Consider the following 16,991-nt stretch of genomic DNA (forward strand, 5'->3'; position numbering starts at 1 on the left):
CGCGGCCCATCGCAGGCAAGCCAGCTCCCACAGGTACAGCGCTGCCCTTGAGGCTTGCACATGACCTGTGGGAGCTGGCTTGCCTGCGATTGGGCCATCAGCTTTAACGCAACGTGTAATCCAGCACTACGCCAATGAACACCAGCAACCCCGCCCAGTGGTTGTGCAGAAACGCCTTGAAGCACGACTCCCGGTCCAGCTTGCGCGTCGACCAGTACTCCCACGCAAAGCACGCAGCAGCCCCCAGCAGCCCCAGGTGGAACCAGCCCCCCAGGTCGAAGCGGCTACCCGCCAGCAACAGGCAGCCCAGCGACAGCAGCTGCAAGGTCAGGATGATGGTGCGATCGGCGTCGCCAAACAGGATCGCAGTCGACTTCACGCCAATTTTCAGGTCGTCATCGCGGTCCACCATGGCGTAGTAGGTGTCATAACCCACCGTCCACAGCAGGTTGGCGATATACAGCAGCCACGCGCTGGCCGGCAGTTCGCCCCCCGCTGCCGTGAACGCCATGGGGATGCCCCAGGAGTACGCCGCCCCCAGCACCACCTGCGGGTAATAGGTGTAGCGCTTCATGAACGGGTAGCAGAACGCCAGCGCCACCGCGCCGAACGACAGCCATACCGTGCGGCTGTTGGTGCACAGCACCAGCAGGAAGCTGACCCCGACCAGGATGGCGAACAGCGCCAGCGCTTCGCGTGGCCTTACTCGGCCACTGGCCAGAGGCCGGTCGGCAGTGCGCTTGACGTGGCCATCCACCTTACGGTCGGCGAAATCGTTGATGCAGCAGCCCGCAGCGCGCATCAGCACCACGCCGAGGCCGAAGATCAGCACATTGGCCACGGTAGGTGAACCGTTGCCGGCAATCCACACCGCCGACAGGGTTGGCCACAGCAGCAGGTAGATACCGATCGGCCGGTCCATGCGGCTGAGCTGGACGAAGTCCCAGGCTCGCGGGTGCAGGCGGTTCAGCGACTTGAGCAGTTGCAGGTACATCAGCGGTTTTCCTCCTTGGCCGCTTGCCACAATGCTGGCAGGAACACTTCTGCCACCAGCAGGTCCAGTCCGCCCCGTTCGAAGCGCGAGCGGCGGCCCCACAGTGCTGCGCGGGTGGCTTCGGTCGGCAGCCAGGCCTGTGGATAACTGCACACTTCAATCGGGTGGCGGATGAACGCCTGGTCGCAGAACAGCAATTCGCCCAGCGAGCGGCTGCCCAGGGTTTCCAGGTCCAGCCCGCCGCGCTCCAGGGCGCTGCGGCTGGCGACGCTGCGGGCGAACACCCAAGGTTGGCCATGGCCACGCAGGTACACCTCGCGCACCCAGCCTTCGGCACCAGCGGCAATGCCCAGCGCCTGGCATTCGTCATCGCGCAGTGGCTGCCAGCCCTCGAACAGCGGGGTGACGGAGAAGTGATCGTCGGAGAGGCGGGTCAGGCGGCGAGTCAGTGAGCCCTCGTCGAACAGCCAGTCAAGGGTGGGCTGGTCGATGCCGGTCGCCAGCTGTGAATACGGCAGCCACGCGACAGCGGCTGCTTGCGGGGATTCGTACGACACGTCGGTCTGCTTGTTACAACCAGAGAGGCGGCGAGCTTAGCATGATTGCCCTGACTGCTTGCATAATGCATGGAAGCAGGGCCAAAGACCGGCCCGATAAAGCCTGAGTTCCACCAAGGAAAAGACCTGATGAAAAAGTGGCAATGTATTGTCTGTGGCCTGATCTACGACGAAGCCGAAGGCTGGCCCGACGACGGCATCGCCCCCGGCACCCGTTGGGAAGATGTGCCTGAAGACTGGCTGTGCCCTGACTGCGGGGTTGGCAAAAGCGACTTTGAAATGATCTCCATCGGCTAATCGAGGAAAGCACGACATGACGTCCCCTGTGGTAATCATCGGTACCGGCCTTGCGGGTTACAACCTGGCGCGTGAATTTCGCAAGCTCGATACGCAGACGCCGTTGCTGCTGATCACCGCCGACGATGGTCGTTCCTACTCCAAGCCCATGCTCTCCATGGGCTTTGCCAAGCAGAAAGAGGCCGACGGCCTGGTCATGGCCGAGCCAGGCGCAATGGCCGAACAGCTGAATGCCGAGATCCGCACCCATACCCGTATCAGCGGCATCGACCCAGGCCACAAGCGCCTGTGGATCGGCGAAGAGGCCGTGGAGTACCGCGATCTGGTGCTGGCCTGGGGCGCGCAGACCGTGCAGGTGCCGATCGAAGGCGACGGCAGCCATCTGGTGTTCCCGATCAACGACCTCGAAGACTACGCGCGCTTCCGTGCTGCCGCTGTCGGCAAGCAGCGCGTGCTGATTCTCGGTGCCGGCCTGATCGGCTGCGAGTTTGCCAACGACATGAGCCTGGGTGGCTTCCAGGTGGAGGTCGTGGCGCCATGTGAGCAAGTGATGCCAACCCTGTTGCACCCGGCCGCAGCGGCGGCCGTGCAAACCGGGCTGGAAGGCTTGGGCGTGCGCTTCCACCTGGGCCCGGTGCTGACCCGCTTGCAGCAGGTGGCCCAAGGCCTGGAGGCGCACCTGTCGGATGGCAGCGTGATCGCCTGCGACCTGGTGGTTTCGGCCATCGGCCTTCGCCCGCGCACCGACCTGGCTGCCGCAGCCGGCTTGCAGACCAACCGTGGCGTCAGCGTAGACCGCGAATTACGTACATCCCACGCCAACATCTTCGCCCTCGGCGACTGTGCCGAGGTCGATGGCATCAACCTGCTCTACGTGATGCCACTGATGAGCTGTGCCCGGGCGCTGGCGCAAACCCTTGCCGGCAAGCCGACGGCGGTCGCCTATGGGCCGATGCCGATCACGGTAAAAACCCCGGCCTGCCCGCTGGTGGTTTCGCCGCCGCCCATGGGCCACGAAGGTACTTGGCAGGTGGACGGTCAGGGCAGTGACCTCAAGGTGCTCTGCCACGGCGCAGACGGCAACTTGCTGGGCTACGCCCTAACCGGGAAAGCCGTGATGGAGAAGCTGGCGCTGAATCGTCAGTTGCCAGCCATAATGGCGTAAATAGAGGCTGTTCTGTCGGATTTATCCTGTTGTTGCCCGCACAATGGCCGCCCAGATACTGGCGCGGCCCCGGAGCTCGTGCCATTCTCACTTCCGTCTGCCGCAGATTAGAGCCTGCGGTGCCTTGAGCGCTGCTCCCAAAGGCAGCACGGCATAACAACAAGAATTCCGTCAAAGAGGCTTCACTATGCGCAAACCAGAACTCGCCGCCGTCATCGCCGATAAGGCCGATCTGACCAAGGAAAAGGCCAATCAGGTTTTGAACGCGATTCTCGACAGCATCACCGGCGCCCTGGACAAGGACACCGTGACCCTGGTCGGTTTCGGCACCTTCGAAAAACGTCATCGCGGCGCGCGTACCGGCAAGAACCCGCAAACCGGCGAGCCGGTCAAGATCAAAGCCAGCAACACCGTGGCCTTCAAGCCAGGCAAGAACCTGCGCGACAGCGTCAACGCCCCCGTCAAGCCAGCCAAGAAAGGCAAGTGATCGCTCCCTGACAACCCCCGTGTCAGCCAAACGGGCGCCCCAGGGCGCCCGTTGTGCTTTCTGCAGGCAAAATGTTTCGAACTTGCATAATTAGTTCAGGAAAGGGATAAACTGCGCGCCTTAGTCACTTTTCATTCGAGGCGCGTTGATGAAGTTTCGCTTTCTTCTCTGGGCCATGGGGCTGTTGATGGCCAGGGCCAGCCGCAATAACCCGGCGTTCCAGCAGCAGCTCAAGGGCAAGGACCTGGTGTTCCAGATGCAGACCCTGGACGGCAAGGTCGCCCGGCACTTCATCGTCAATAACGAGCGCATCAGCAGTAAGGGCGGGGCGCACGCACAGCCAGCTTTCGCCATTGCGTTCAAGGACGCAGCCTTTGGCTTCGCCACGATGCAAGCGGGCAACAAGCAATTGGCGTTCATGCAGGGGATTCAGGACAAGCACATCCAGATCAAGGGCAATCCGGCGCTGGTGATGTGGTTCCAGGGGTTGATGAAGTACCTGAAGCCGAAGAAGAAAGGCTGAGCCTCAACTGGGCTGCCAATACTTACCTGTGGGAGCGGGCTTGTCGAGGCGTCGAACCGCCGCGAACACCGGCGAAGCCGGTGCCATGCACCGCAGCGCTTGTTTCGCGGGCAAGCCCGCTCCCACAGGGTTCCTGACAAGCCTCAGTGCGGTGCGTGAAACTGCGAAGCCAGTTCGCGCAACATGTTCTCGGCCTCGAGTACCTTGTTCACCACATCCTCCGCCTTGTCCCGGGTAATCCCCAGGCGCTCCAGCAACGCGTCCGGGATCTCCTCCATCGGCCCCGAACCAATGCCTCGCGAGCGCAGCAAACGGGTGGCCAGGCACACCAGGTTGGGGAATGCCGAGTACTCGCCGTCGTAGGCCGGGTCGTGCTGGAAACGCAGCGCGGTCGACAGCTCTTCCGGCATGTCCCACAGCTTCATCAGCCAGGCGCCGATTTGTTCGCGGCTGATGCCCAGCAGGTGCTGCTCCACGTAGGTGTGGCTCAGGTGCGGGTTTACCTCCAGGTGGCGGCAAATCAGCGAAAAGTGCGGTGGGAACACGTGTGCCAGCAGCAGGTAGCCGAAGTTGTGCAGCAGCCCGGCCAGGTAGGTAAGCCCGGCCTCGGGGCGTTCTGCCCTCGGCATGGCACGGGTCAGGCCTTCGATGATTGCAGCGGTGTAGATCGACTGCTGCCAGTACGGTGTGGCCTGCTGCGGGTGGTCTTTAGGCAGGCTCAGGGTCTTGCCCAGCGCCAGGCCCAGGGCCAGGTTGATCACCAGGTCGAAGCCCAGCACGCGCACGATGGCATCTTCCACCGAGCGGATCTTGCCGGGTGAGGCGTAGTACGGCGATGCCGCCCAGCTCACCACTTGGGCCGCCAGCGCCGGGTCGGTTTCGACCACGCCGGTGATGTCATCGATGCTGGCGTTGGGGTCTACCCGCAGCTTGATGATCTTTTGCGCGGTATCGGCCAGCGGTGGGATCTCGATGGTTTCTTCCAGGCGCTTCTGGATGCGTCGGGCCGTGAAGGCCTGCACGGCATTGGTGATTTCCCGGGTGTCGTCATCGGGGCGGTCGAGGTTTGGGCTGATGGCCTCGACTTCCTGGCCGAAGCTGCTGGCGCTGGCTTTGGCCAGCATGCGCTTGAAGTGCGCGCGTTCGATTTCCAGCAGCAGGCCGGTTTCGCCCGACTGGATATAGACGGTTTCGGCGTCGAGCAGGCTCTTCTCGTACTGGCACGGTGAGCTGGTCAGCGCCGGAATGCCTGGCAGGGCCTTGAGCTGGTGTTTGTCGAGCATCTGCTTCAGGCGCGGCACCGACACGGCGGTGAGCTTGCGCCCGGTCAGTTCGGCCAGGCGGTTGAGGTCCAGCAGTTGGCTCTGCGGGAACAGCACCATGAGGGCGCCGACCTCGTCGTCGAGAAGCACTGCCTGCACCCGCGAAGCCGCAGGAAGGTGCGGGTGCTCGGTCACCTCGCGGTAGGCGACGCCGAGCTTGTCGAGCAGCCGCCTGATGACAGAGGGTGCGTGTGGGGTTGCGGTGTCCAGGGCAACTTCAGTCATGGTCCGTATCCACTGTTTCTTTTAAACGCGAAGTATAACCAGCCTGCGAGCAAATCTGGATCCATTCTGGTACTGGCGTCACACTTGGCCATATTGCTGGCCATGACGCAGCCAACGGTCGAGCAGCGGGCTGACGTGTTCCGGCCAGCGCGCGATCAGGGCCTGGGCGGCGTCGCGCACCGCTGGCAACAGGTCGGCGTCACGCATCAGGTCGGCGACCTTGAACTGTAGCAGGCCGGTCTGGCGGGTCCCCAGCATCTCGCCCGGGCCGCGCAGCTCTAGGTCCTTTTCGGCGATGATGAAGCCGTCGTTGGTCTCGCGCATGATCCCCAGGCGCTCGCGGCCGATCTGCGACAGTGGCGGGTGGTACAGCAGCACGCAATGGCTCACGGCACTGCCCCGGCCAACCCGGCCGCGCAGCTGGTGCAACTGGGCCAAGCCAAGGCGCTCGGGGTTCTCTATGATCATCAGGCTGGCGTTGGGCACGTCCACGCCTACCTCGATGACCGTGGTCGCAACCAGCAGCTGCAAATCACCGGCCTTGAACTGCGCCATGATCTCGGCTTTCTCCGCAGGCTTCATGCGACCGTGGATCAGGCCCACACGCAGTTCACCCAAGGCGCTGCCAAGTTCTTCATAGGTGCTTTCGGCTGCTTGGCAGGTCAGCTCTTCAGACTCTTCGATGAGGGTGCAAACCCAGTAAGCCTGACGGCCCTCGGCGCAGGCGGCGCGTACCCGTTCGACCACTTCGAAGCGGCGGCTATCGGCTACCAGCACGGTGTTCACCGGGGTACGCCCAGGCGGCAGCTCGTCGAGCACCGAGGTGTCCAGGTCGGCGTAGGCGCTCATGGCCAGGGTGCGCGGAATAGGCGTTGCGGTCATGATCAGCTGGTGCGGGCACAGCTCGCCGGCCACGCCCTTCTTGCGCAAGGCCAGGCGTTGCTGAACGCCAAATCGGTGCTGTTCGTCGATGATCGCCAGGGCCAGGTGCTTGAACTTCACCTCTTCCTGGAACAGCGCGTGGGTGCCGACCACCATCGGTGCGCCGTTGGCGATCTGCTCCAGGGAAGCTGCCCGAGCCTTGCCCTTGAGCTTGCCGGCCAGCCAGGCCACTTCGATGCCCAGTGGTTCGAGCCAGCGCTTGAAGGTGATGTAGTGCTGTTCGGCAAGGATCTCGGTGGGTGCCATCAAGGCCACCTGATAGCCTGCTTCCAACGCCTGCAACGCGGCCAGTGCGGCGACCACGGTCTTGCCTGCCCCCACATCGCCCTGCACCAGGCGCATCATCGGTTCGTGCTGGCTGAGGTCGTAGGCAATTTCGTTGGCCACCCGCTGCTGCGCGCCGGTCGGGTGGAAGCCCAGGTTGGCCAGGTACTGCGCTTGCAGGCGTTTGGCCTTGGGCAGGACCGGTGCGCGCAGGCTACGCAGGCTTTCACGCAGGCGTTGCTGCGACAGCTGGTGGGTCAGCAGTTCTTCGAAGGCCAGGCGGTGCTGGGCCCAGTGCTGGCCTTCGGCGAGCTCGTCGAGGTCGGCATCGGCCGGCGGGTTGTGCAGGTAGCGGATGGCATCGTCCAGCGGCGCCAGTTGGTAGTCCCGGGCCAGCTCGTCAGGCAGCCAGTCAGGCAGGCTGCGCGGGCCAAGCAGGCCCAGGCTCTGCTGGCACAACAGGCGCAGGCGTTGTTGGGTGAGGCCTTCGGTGGACGGGTAGATCGGTGTCAGGGTCTGCTCGACCGGTGGCGGCGGCTCGTCACCATTCAGCGCCCGGTATTCCGGGTGGTAGATCTCCAGGCCCGAGGCGCCGGGGCGGGCCTCGCCGTAGCAGCGCAGGTGGGTGCCACGTTTAAGGCCTTCTTTCTGCGCGTTGCTGAAATGGTAGAAGCGCAGGCTCAGCACACCTGTGCCGTCACCCAGGCGTACCACCAGGCTGCGGCGCTTGCCCATGGTCACATCGGCACCGCTGACCACACCCTCGATCACGGCATCCTGGCCGGGGCGCAACTGGCCAATCGGAACCACGCGGGTGCGGTCCTGATAGCGCAGGGGCAGGTGGAACAGCACATCCTGCAGGTTCTCCAGGCCGACCTTGGCGAGTTTTTCCGCCATGGCCTCGCCAACACCCTTGAGTACCGTGACTGGGACCTTCGACAGCTCACTCATGACTCAGGCCGGTTGGTCCGCAGGGGCTTTGGCGACCGAGCACAGGCGGATCGAATCAGCGAGGATTTCGATGGCCTTTGGCCGCGGGAAGCTGGCACGCCAGGCAATGGCGACGGTGCGGAACGGCGCCGGCGCTGTCAGCGGGCGGACCTCGATGATGCCAGGGGCGTAGTGGTGGCTGTGCACCGCCGACAGCGGCAGGATCGAAACGCCAAGGCCTGATGCCACCATATGGCGGATGGTTTCCAGCGAGCTGGACTCGACCGTAGTGTGCTTGGAGCCTTCACCACCTTTGTTCAGGGTCGGGCAGGCTTCCAGTACCTGGTCGCGGAAGCAGTGGCCCTCACCCAGCAGCAACAGGCTCTTGTCGTTGAGCATGGCGGTGTCGATGGTCTTTTTCGCCGTCCACGGGTGGTCGGCCGGCATCAGGGCGCAGAACGGCTCATCGTACAGCGGCAGGGTCAGCACGTCGGCTTCGTTGAATGGCAGGGCGATGATCACCGCGTCCAGTTCGCCATTGCGCAGCTTTTCGCGCAGTACGTGGGTGAAGTTTTCTTCGATGTACAGCGGCATCTGCGGCGCTACGCGGTGCAGTTGCGGAATCAGGTGCGGGAACAGGTAGGGGCCGACGGTATAGATGGCGCCAACCTTGAGCGGGGCAGTGAGCTGGTTCTTGCCGGCCTGGGCCAGTTCGCGAATGCCTTGGGCCTGCTCCAGTACCTTCTGCGCCTGGGCGACGATGCTTTCACCGACCGGGGTCAGGCGCACCGCGCTCTTGCTGCGTTCGAAGATCAGAACGCCAAGCTCATCCTCGAGCTTCTTCACACCGACCGACAGGGTCGGCTGGCTCACGTGGCAGCGTTCGGCGGCATGGCCGAAGTGCTGTTCCTGGGCGAGTGTGACGATGTAGCGTAATTCTGTGAGGGTCATAACGTGCGTCCATGAAGTTGCGGGCCCAGCATAGCGGCTGCAATCGATAGACGCACGTTATCAGACTTGCCGATTTGTGACAGAAACAAAAGTCTCAGCGGCGGTCCAGCGAGTAGACGAATGGTGCCACGACTTCAATCGTGCCATTGTTCAGCAACTCGGGTGGCGGCTTGGGTACCGTGCCGGCCCGACGGATCATTTCCAGGGTCGCCCGGTCCAGTGCGGCACTGCCCGAACCACCGGCCATGGCGTACGACACCACCTTGCCTTCGGCGTCGACCACGAAGCGCAAGCGGTTGATACCCTGCAGGCCGCGACGGCGCGCGTCTTCCGGGTAACGCTTGTACTTGGCCAGGTGACGCAGCAGGTCGCTCTGCCAGGTCGGCAGGGCGTTGCTGTTGGACGCAATGCTCGGCGCCGGTGCCGCGGACTTCTGCGGCGGCGTGTTGCTGGGCGGTGCGTCTACCGTTTGTTCGGTCGGCGGCGCTTCCTTCGGCGGCTCAGGCTTTTTCTCGGGCTTGGGCGGCTGTGGCTTGGCCTTCGGCTTGGGCGGCTTGGGAATGGCGATCTTGGGCTTGGGGGCCTCGGCCAGCTTCGGCAGCGGCGGTTCCTCGACCGGTGCCGGTGGCTGCGGTGCCGCTTTCGGGGGCGGTGGTGGCGCAGGCTCCGGCAATGGCGCCAGCTCGACCATCATGGCTGCCGGTGGCAGTTCGATGGCCTGGGGCACCGACCAGTTGAGCGTCAGCAGCACGGCGACCACGTGCACGCCCAGCACGATCGCCAGGCTGCCACCGTAGCGCGCCATGTTAGAGCGCGTTTTTGTCATTTCTTGGCTGCCGTCTCTAGACCTACCAGACCGACCTTGAGGTAGCCGGCCGCGCGCATGTTGTTCATCACTTCCATCAGGTCACCGTAATCCACGCCTTTGTCAGCCTGGAAGAAGATGGTGGTTTCCTTGTCACCCTTGGTCTTGGCGTCGAGCATCGGGCCAAGCTGGTCGGGTGCAGCAACCTGATCGTCGCCGACGTACAGCTTCTGGTCGGCCTTGACGCTGACGAACACCGGTTTCTCGGGCCTCGGCGCCGGTTTGGCGGTCGAGGCCGGCAGGTCGACCTTGATGTCGACCGTGGCCAAGGGGGCTGCGACCATGAAGATGATCAACAGCACCAGCATCACGTCGATGAACGGCGTAACGTTGATTTCGTGGTTTTCGGCGAGGTCGTCGCCACCTTCGTTGAGATGCAGGCCCATGGCTTACCCCACTTTCACCATGTGCGGGGCGGCGCGATCGCTGCCCTGGCGGTCCAAGTCACGGCTGACCAGCAGCAGTACCTGAGCGGAGGCGTCGGACACCTGGGCCTTGTAGCCAGCGATGGAGCGGGCGAAGACGTTGTAGATGACCACGGCCGGGATTGCAGCGACCAGGCCCAGGGCGGTGGCCAGCAAGGCTTCGGCGATACCTGGGGCAACCACGGCCAGGTTGGTGGTCTGGGTCTTGGCGATGCCGATGAAGCTGTTCATGATGCCCCATACGGTACCGAACAGGCCGACGAACGGCGCGGTGGAGCCGATGGTGGCCAGTACGCCGGTGCCGCTGCTCATGGTACGGCCGCTGGCATGCACGAGGCGCTCCAGGCGGAAGCTGACACGCTCCTTGATGCCTTCTTTTTCGCGGGCGTTGGCCGACAGGCGCATTTCTTCGAGGGCGTCGTGAACCAACGTGTGGGCCAGGGTGCCTTCTTTGTTGGAGACTTCGCTGGCTTCTTTCAGGGTGGTGGACTTCTTCAGCTGGGCGATCTCACCACGCAGGCGACGTTTGGCGCCCATCAGCTCGAAGCCTTTGGCGATCCAGATGGTCCAGGTGATGATGGAGGCGATAGCCAGGCCGATCATGACGATCTTCACCACGATGTCGGCGTTTTTGTACATGCCCCACGGGGACAGGTCGTGGGCCATGCCCAGGGACGTGTCTTCAACCAGTGCATCGGTAGCGGGATCAACCACTACCTGCGAATCTGCCGGAGCGGCAGCTTGTGCTTCGCCAGCGGGAGCCTGGCCTTCCACAGCCGGTGTCGCTGGAGTAGCCGGGGCGGAAGCAGCGGCTGGTGTAGCGGCATTGGCGGTTGGCTCATCGGCCATGGCCACCGGGGCCAGCACCAGGCTGAGTGTCAGCGCGGCGATGGCGCGCCAGGCGCGCGACGGGGTTGGCGAAGCGGAAGGTTGAGTGCGTGTCATGCTGGCCGGACCTGATGAAGAAAAAGTGGACGTTCTCCAAGGCCTCGAGATAGGCCGAGAACAAATTGGCCGCCATTATTGCAAGTAATTCTTGTTAACAAAAGTAATCTTGTTGCTTTTTTCGCCTATGGTCTAGCCGCCCATCGTGTAGCGTGGCCGGGGTGATCAATTGGTCTAGGGAGTTTTGTGATGTCAGACCTATCCGTGATGGTGGTGGGATGTGGTGATGTAGGCGGGCGTTTTGCCAAACAGATGCTGGCCAAAGGCTGGCAGGTAAGCGGCCTGCGCCGTTCTGTCGGGCAACTGCCTGCGGGGATCGCGCCGGTTGCCGCCGACCTGGCCGAGCCGTCGATTCCGCAAGCCTGGCCGCAGGGTTCGCTGGACTACCTTGTGTACTGCGTGGCGGCCAGCCAGCACGACGAGGCAGGTTACCAGGCGGCCTACGTCGACGGCTTGCGCCATGTGCTGGCGTGGCTGGCCGAGCGAGGCCAGCACCCGCGTCGCCTGCTGTTTGTATCGAGCAGCAGCGTGTATGCCCAAAAAGACGGTGAATGGATCGAAGAAGGTGCGGCCACCGAGCCTGAAGGTTATTCCGGGCGGGTGATGCTTGAGGCCGAGCAGCTGGCGCTGGCCAGCGGCATTCCGGCAAGTGTGGTGCGCCTGACCGGCATCTATGGCCCAGGCCGCGAGTGGCTGCTGAGCCAGGTGCGCCAGGGTTACCGCGTCGCCGAGGAGCCGCCGCTGTATGGCAACCGCATTCATGCCGAGGATGCTGCCAGCCTGCTGGCGCACCTGCTGCAGGCCGATGCCGACGGCAAGGCGCTGGACGACTGTTACATTGGCGTCGATGACGACCCGGCTCCGCTGGCCGATGTGGTGGCCTGGCTGCGGGCATACATGGGGGTTACCGAATGGTCTGATGAGCAGCGGGTGCGGCGTACCGGCAGCAAGCGCTGTAGCAATGCCCGGGCGCGAGCGTTGGGCTGGGTGCCGGAATATCCGAGTTACAAGGAAGGGTATGCAGCCATCCTGAAAGGAGGGCGTTGAGTCTGCCGGCCTCTTCGCCGGTAAACCCGCTCCCACAGGGATATCACAAGGCCTGAAGACAGTGATTACCCTGTGGGAGCGGGTTTACCCGCGAAGAGGCCAGTGCATTCAGTGCAAATGCATTAGGGCTCAGTTGAGCTCCAGCACCCACTGGCGCTTGCCCGCCGCCAGCTCCGGCATGTCATCCGGCTGCGCACGGTTCACCGCCTGGAAAATCTCCAGCTTGCCGCCATCACGCTTGATGATGAACGGTGCACCACGCTGGTTACGCTCCAGCCACAGGCTGTCATTGCTGCCGCCCATGGTCGCGCAATCGCCCGCCAGGCACAGGGCGAAACGGTCTGGCCCTGGCAGGCCGGTGACGTTGCCGGTGTCGCTGAAGCGCACGCTGGCACCTTTGCCCTGGCCTTCGGTGATCTTCCAGTCGCCGCCCAGGTAGGCCTGGTACAGCGCCTTCTCGAAGCTGCTACCCAGCGGGGCATTGGCGGTAGCCGGTGCCTTGGCGCGTACGAAGGTCTGCTTGGCTCCGCTTTGATCAACGGTCAGCAGTTCATCGCCATCAAGCGACAACTGCTCGGTCTGGCCACCTTCGAAGTTGGCCTGCCACTGCTTGTCGTTGGCGCTCAACTGGCCGTCAGCGGCCTCGAAACCATTGCTGTAGCTGGCCTGTTGGCTGGCAACGTCGAGTTTCCACTCGAACACCGGGCCGTGCTCGTTCAGCGCCTGGCGCAGGCTGCTGCCCTTGACGGCCGCAGTGATGGCGTCCTGGTTGATCCAGGTGCCGTTGAAGTCTTCGGGTTTGTGGCTGGCGCAGCCGCCCAGAAGCAGGGCTGCCAGTGCGAAGGGCAGTGCTTGACGCATGAGGGAATAACCTTGCAGAAGAGGGAGGGGTGACGGGCAGGGCGCTCGTCACCAGGGGCATCATTCGATGACCAGGATGGCGTCCATTTCGACCTGGGAGCCTTTCGGCAGCGCGGCAACGCCGATGGCGGCGCGGGCCGGGTAGGGCTGCTCGAAGTAGCGGCCCATCACCTCGTTGACCTTGGCGAAGTGGCTCAGGTCGGTGAGGAAGATGTTCAGCTTGACGATGTCCTTGAACGAACCGCCAGCGGCTTCAGCCACGGCCTTGAGGTTTTCGAACACTTGCACGGTCTGGGCTTCGAAGCCTTCAACCAGCTCCATGGTCTTCGGGTCCAGCGGGATCTGGCCCGACATGTACACGGTGTTGCCGGCCTTGATCGCCTGCGAGTAGGTGCCGATGGCAGCTGGGGCCTTGTCGCTGTTGATGACGGTCTTGCTCATGATGACTCCTTGCGGTTGGCGGACTACGTACGCATGCGGGTGATGCGGACCACACCGGTCAGGGTACGCAGCTTCTTGATCACACGCGCCAGGTGCACGCGGTCGTGCACGCTGACCACCAGTTGGACCACGCTGATACGGCCGTCGCGTTCGTCCATGCTGATCTTCTCGATGTTGCCGTCGGCGGCGTTGACGCTGCTGGCCAGCAGGGCGATCAGGCCGCGCTGGTGCTCCAGTTCGACACGCAGTTCGACATTGAACTCGCCCGTGATGTCCTTGGCCCAGGAGAGTTGCACGCACTTCTCCGGGTTGTGGCGGATTTCACTGATGTTGCGGCAGTTCTCAAGGTGCACGACCATGCCTTTGCCAGCCGACAGGTGGCCGACGATCGGGTCACCCGGGATCGGCGTACAGCACTTGGCGTAGCTCAGCACCAGGCCTTCGGTACCACGAATCGCCAGCGGGCCTTCCGGCGCTGGCAACTGCTCGCCTTCGGCCGACAGCAGGCGACGTGCAACCACGTAGGCCATGCGGTTGCCTAGGCCGATGTCTTCGAGCAGGTCTTCGATGAGTTCCAGGCGGTACTCGGCGAGAATCGACTGGATACGCTCCTGGGGGACTTTCTCCAGGCTGCTGTCGAAGCCGGTGAGTACCTTGTTCAGCAGGCGTTCGCCCAGGCTGATGGACTCGGACCGACGCTGCTGCTTGAGGGCATGGCGGATGTGCGTGCGCGCCTTGCCGGTGACCACGAAGTTGAGCCAGGCCGGGTTCGGCCGTGCGCCCGGTGCGCTGACGATTTCCACCGTCGAGCCGCTTTGCAGCGGCTCGGACAGCGGCGCCAGGCGGCGGTTGATGCGGCAGGCGATGCAGCTGTTGCCCACGTCGGTGTGGACCGCGTAGGCGAAGTCGACGGCCGTGGAGCCTTTGGGCAGCTCCATGATGCGGCCTTTGGGCGTGAACACGTAGACCTCGTCCGGGAACAGGTCGATCTTCACGCTTTCGATGAATTCCAGCGAGTTGCCGGCACGTTGCTGCAGTTCAAGGATGCCCTTGACCCACTGGCGGGCACGGGCGTGGCTGCCCTTGGGCTGCTCGTCGTCGTTGGACTTGTACAGCCAGTGCGCGGCGATGCCGTTGTTGGCCATCTCTTCCATCTCTCGGGTGCGGATCTGGATTTCGATGGGCACGCCGTGCATGCCGAACAGCGTGGTGTGCAACGACTGGTAGCCGTTGGCCTTGGGGATCGCGATGTAGTCCTTGAAGCGACCGGGCAGCGGCTTGTACAGGTTGTGCACGGCGCCGAGCACGCGGTAGCAGGTGTCGACCTTGTCGACGATGATGCGGAAGGCGTACACGTCCATGATCTCGTTGAAGGCGCGGCGCTTGCCGCGCATCTTCTTGTAGATGCCATAGAGGTGTTTCTGCCGGCCGCTGACCTCGCCCTCGATACCGTCGGCGGCCAGGCAGTTGGCCAGCGAGTGCTCGATCTTGGCGACGATCTCTTTACGGTTGCCGCGTGCGCTTTTCACCGCCCGGTGAATCAGCGACGAGCGCATCGGGTGCATGGCCTTGAAGCCCAGGTCCTCGAACTCCACGCGCACGGTGTGCATGCCCAGGCGGTTGGCGATGGGGGCGTAGATTTCGAGGGTTTCCTTGGCAATGCGCCGGCGCTTTTCGCCAGACAGCACTTCCAGGGTGCGCATGTTGTGCAGGCGGTCGGCCAGCTTGACCAGGATCACGCGGATATCGCGAGCCATGGCCATGGCCATCTTCTGGAAGTTTTCGGCCTGCGCCTCGGCCTTGGTTTCGAAGTTCATCTGGGTCAGTTTGCTGACCCCATCGACCAGTTCGGCCACGGTCTCGCCAAATTGCTGGCTGAGGGCTTCCTTGGCGATGCCGGTGTCTTCGATCACATCGTGCAGCATGGCCGCCATCAGGCTCTGATGGTCCATGTGCATGTCGGCGAGGATGCTGGCCACGGCCAGCGGGTGGGTCACGTAGGGCTCGCCGCTGCGGCGGCGCTGCCCGTCGTGGGCCTGTTCGGCGTAGAAATAGGCGCGGCGGACCAGGTTGACCTGTTCGGGGCCAAGATAGGTCGACAGCCGTTCGGCCAAGGCTTCTATACCCGGCATGGGTTCACCTCCTGCGGAGGAAGAGGGCCTTGCGCCGTGCGACGTCGACCTGGCATCAATCAGACAGCCTCGTTGTTCTCGTCCTCGAACGCGGCGAACACCGGATCCTCGGTGACGATCTCTTCAGCGGCGATGAACTCGTTGGTGACGATGCCTTCGGCGATTTCACGCAGGGCAACAACGGTTGGCTTGTCGTTTTCCCACGCAACGCGTGGCTCTTTGCCGCCGGTCGCCAGCTGGCGAGCGCGCTTGGTCGAGAGCATGACCAGCTCAAAGCGGTTATCCACGTGTTCCAGGCAGTCTTCAACAGTTACGCGGGCCATGGTCTTCCTCAGTAGCAAATGCGGTGGGCGTGCAGCCCAGTAATGGGCAGGCGGACTCGATAGTTTAAAAAATCACCAGCCAATAGGGAAGCGCTGTTTTGTCGGGTGATACCTTCAAGCCCCTGTTTGCTTCTTCGCGGGTAAACCCGCTCCCACAGGCACCGCGCACCCTGTGGGGGCGGGTTTACCCGCGAAAGGGCCGGAACAGACAGCCTCAGACTTGAGCCTGACGATAACCTCAGAGCATCGCGTCACGCAACCGCGGGGTCAGCTCTTCGAACAAGGTCTGTACCGAGCGCAATGCCCGGCAATCCGGCCGGGTCAGCAGCCACAGCTGGGTGTCACAACCCGGCAGCGGCCCACTCAACGCATCCACGCCGGGCAAGGCATGCACCATATAGTCCGGCAACGCCGCCACGCCCAGGCCGGCGGTGACCAGCTGGGCGATGGTCGACATGCTGCTGCACTGGTAGCGCGGGCTTACCCCAGGGTGCTGCTGGTTGCGCCAGACCACCGTAGGGTGGTCCACCATCGAGTCATCGGGGGCGATCCACGGCACGTTGGCGGGCGACTCGGCCAGGCGCTCGCGCCACTGTGGCTGGCCGCAGACGACATAGGAGGTAGACCCCAGGTTGCGACCCACCAGGTGCTCCGGTGGGGTGTTGGTCAGGCGCAGGGCGATGTCGGCATCGCGCCGGCTGAGGTTGGCAAACGTGTTGGAGGTGCCCATCTCCAGCGATAGCGCCGGGTAGTTGGGCATGAACTCGGCCAGCGCCGGCAGCAACAGGCTGTGCATCACCGCCTCGGTACAGGTCAGCCGCACCGTGCCGCTGACCACCTGCTCGCCACTGGTCATGGCAATGCGCGCCGCCTCCAGCGCCTGTTCGGCACGTTCGGCCTGCTCGGCCAGGGCCTGAGCGGTATCGGTCGGCAGGTAGCCCTTGCGGCTCTTGACGAACAAGGCGGTGCCCAGCGCCGACTCCAGCCGGCGGATCGAGCGGAATACTGTCGAAACATCGACTTTCAGCAGCTCGGCGGCCTTGGCCAGCGAGCGGCCTCGCTCCAGTGCCAGGACCAGGGAGAGGTCGGCGTGGGTAATCTGATATTGCATTGGTGCACGCTCTGCTTGCCGAATTGCCAATGTCTGTTGCATCAGGGCCATTTTATAGTGAAACGGCCCCCCGGAATCAATGCGCCCGGTCGGGTAACCAGTCCCCACGATGGGAAAGTGAAAAGAACAACAGCTGCAACCATCGTCGCCCGTGAGGCGCCAGCCGTATCCCACATCGCCGCAG

Annotated in this window: 18 protein-coding genes; 5 read left to right on the plus strand and 13 right to left on the minus strand. The window is 63.5% G+C overall.

The annotated features are described in order from the left end of the window. Window positions 1-103: 103 nt before the first annotated feature. Together ubiA and ACF8MI_RS06665 are read right to left on the minus strand one after the other, a co-directional pair. A complete protein-coding gene (gene ubiA, locus ACF8MI_RS06660) occupies window positions 104-994 on the minus strand; it encodes a 4-hydroxybenzoate octaprenyltransferase (RefSeq protein WP_060499683.1) in 891 nt (296 codons plus the stop codon). Then, complete coding sequence (locus ACF8MI_RS06665) at window positions 994-1,551, minus strand: chorismate lyase (protein ID WP_200928907.1); 558 nt, start codon at window positions 1,549-1,551, stop codon at window positions 994-996. The genes ubiA and ACF8MI_RS06665 overlap by 1 nt, the downstream gene beginning before the upstream one ends. Before the next feature lie 129 nt (window positions 1,552-1,680). Here ACF8MI_RS06665 and ACF8MI_RS06670 point away from each other — a divergent pair, with 129 nt between their 5' ends. The 4 genes from ACF8MI_RS06670 (at window position 1,681) to ACF8MI_RS06685 (ending at window position 4,023) form a co-directional block, all read left to right on the plus strand. After that, window positions 1,681-1,848 carry a rubredoxin gene (locus ACF8MI_RS06670; RefSeq protein WP_003253349.1) on the plus strand — a complete coding sequence of 56 codons (168 nt, stop codon included), beginning with the start codon at window positions 1,681-1,683 and terminating at the stop codon, window positions 1,846-1,848. A 16-nt stretch (window positions 1,849-1,864) separates the two neighbouring features. Next, on the plus strand, window positions 1,865-3,013 hold the full coding sequence (locus ACF8MI_RS06675) for an NAD(P)/FAD-dependent oxidoreductase (protein WP_060499681.1): 1,149 nt from the start codon (window positions 1,865-1,867) through the stop codon (window positions 3,011-3,013). A 187-nt stretch (window positions 3,014-3,200) separates the two neighbouring features. Further along, window positions 3,201-3,500, plus strand: a complete 300-nt coding sequence (locus tag ACF8MI_RS06680; RefSeq protein ID WP_016712717.1) for an HU family DNA-binding protein — start codon at window positions 3,201-3,203, stop codon at window positions 3,498-3,500. Between the two features lie 148 nt (window positions 3,501-3,648). After that, the gene (locus ACF8MI_RS06685) at window positions 3,649-4,023 is read left to right on the plus strand and encodes an SCP2 sterol-binding domain-containing protein (protein ID WP_104833737.1); all 375 of its coding nucleotides are present in this window, start codon (window positions 3,649-3,651) and stop codon (window positions 4,021-4,023) included. A 143-nt stretch (window positions 4,024-4,166) separates the two neighbouring features. On the opposite strand, the gene ACF8MI_RS06690 is transcribed toward ACF8MI_RS06685, so the two are convergent. The 6 genes from ACF8MI_RS06690 to exbB all read right to left on the minus strand — a co-directional run bounded on the left by ACF8MI_RS06690 (window position 4,167) and on the right by exbB (window position 10,892). Then, the gene (locus ACF8MI_RS06690; protein ID WP_060499679.1) at window positions 4,167-5,570 is read right to left on the minus strand and encodes an aminoacyl-tRNA deacylase and HDOD domain-containing protein; all 1,404 of its coding nucleotides are present in this window, start codon (window positions 5,568-5,570) and stop codon (window positions 4,167-4,169) included. Window positions 5,571-5,648: 78 nt separating this feature from the next. Next, window positions 5,649-7,727: an ATP-dependent DNA helicase RecG gene (gene recG / locus ACF8MI_RS06695; protein ID WP_060499678.1), complete on the minus strand. Its 2,079-nt coding sequence runs from the start codon at window positions 7,725-7,727 to the stop codon at window positions 5,649-5,651. A gap of 3 nt (window positions 7,728-7,730) precedes the next feature. Then, complete coding sequence (locus ACF8MI_RS06700) at window positions 7,731-8,657, minus strand: hydrogen peroxide-inducible genes activator (RefSeq protein WP_200928906.1); 927 nt, start codon at window positions 8,655-8,657, stop codon at window positions 7,731-7,733. Window positions 8,658-8,751: 94 nt separating this feature from the next. Next, entirely contained in the window at window positions 8,752-9,483 is a 732-nt protein-coding gene (locus ACF8MI_RS06705) for an energy transducer TonB (protein ID WP_060499677.1), read from the minus strand. Next, window positions 9,480-9,908: a TonB system transport protein ExbD gene (exbD, locus tag ACF8MI_RS06710; protein ID WP_003253367.1), complete on the minus strand. Its 429-nt coding sequence runs from the start codon at window positions 9,906-9,908 to the stop codon at window positions 9,480-9,482. Before exbD ends, ACF8MI_RS06705 begins: the two co-directional genes overlap by 4 nt. 3 nt (window positions 9,909-9,911) lie before the next feature. Then, entirely contained in the window at window positions 9,912-10,892 is a 981-nt protein-coding gene (exbB, locus tag ACF8MI_RS06715) for a tonB-system energizer ExbB (protein ID WP_060499676.1), read from the minus strand. Between the two features lie 189 nt (window positions 10,893-11,081). Here exbB and ACF8MI_RS06720 point away from each other — a divergent pair, with 189 nt between their 5' ends. Further along, a complete protein-coding gene (locus ACF8MI_RS06720; protein WP_060499675.1) occupies window positions 11,082-11,939 on the plus strand; it encodes an SDR family oxidoreductase in 858 nt (285 codons plus the stop codon). Window positions 11,940-12,068: 129 nt separating this feature from the next. Here ACF8MI_RS06720 and ACF8MI_RS06725 read toward each other — a convergent pair whose 3' ends face one another. The 5 genes from ACF8MI_RS06725 to ACF8MI_RS06745 all read right to left on the minus strand — a co-directional run bounded on the left by ACF8MI_RS06725 (window position 12,069) and on the right by ACF8MI_RS06745 (window position 16,807). Next, window positions 12,069-12,800, minus strand: a complete 732-nt coding sequence (locus ACF8MI_RS06725; protein WP_060499674.1) for a hypothetical protein — start codon at window positions 12,798-12,800, stop codon at window positions 12,069-12,071. A gap of 60 nt (window positions 12,801-12,860) precedes the next feature. Beyond that, complete coding sequence (locus ACF8MI_RS06730) at window positions 12,861-13,241, minus strand: RidA family protein (protein WP_003253379.1); 381 nt, start codon at window positions 13,239-13,241, stop codon at window positions 12,861-12,863. A gap of 23 nt (window positions 13,242-13,264) precedes the next feature. Further along, complete coding sequence (gene spoT, locus ACF8MI_RS06735; RefSeq protein ID WP_060499673.1) at window positions 13,265-15,373, minus strand: bifunctional GTP diphosphokinase/guanosine-3',5'-bis pyrophosphate 3'-pyrophosphohydrolase; 2,109 nt, start codon at window positions 15,371-15,373, stop codon at window positions 13,265-13,267. 59 nt (window positions 15,374-15,432) lie between these two features. Continuing rightward, a complete protein-coding gene (gene rpoZ / locus ACF8MI_RS06740; protein ID WP_003253383.1) occupies window positions 15,433-15,696 on the minus strand; it encodes a DNA-directed RNA polymerase subunit omega in 264 nt (87 codons plus the stop codon). A gap of 238 nt (window positions 15,697-15,934) precedes the next feature. After that, window positions 15,935-16,807 (minus strand): LysR family transcriptional regulator, encoded by an 873-nt coding sequence (locus tag ACF8MI_RS06745; protein WP_016712709.1) that lies wholly within the window; start codon window positions 16,805-16,807, stop codon window positions 15,935-15,937. Window positions 16,808-16,991: the final 184 nt, after the last annotated feature.

The organism is Pseudomonas sp. yb_9 (assembly GCF_043103635.1).
GTDB classification, from domain to species: domain Bacteria; phylum Pseudomonadota; class Gammaproteobacteria; order Pseudomonadales; family Pseudomonadaceae; genus Aquipseudomonas; species Aquipseudomonas monteilii.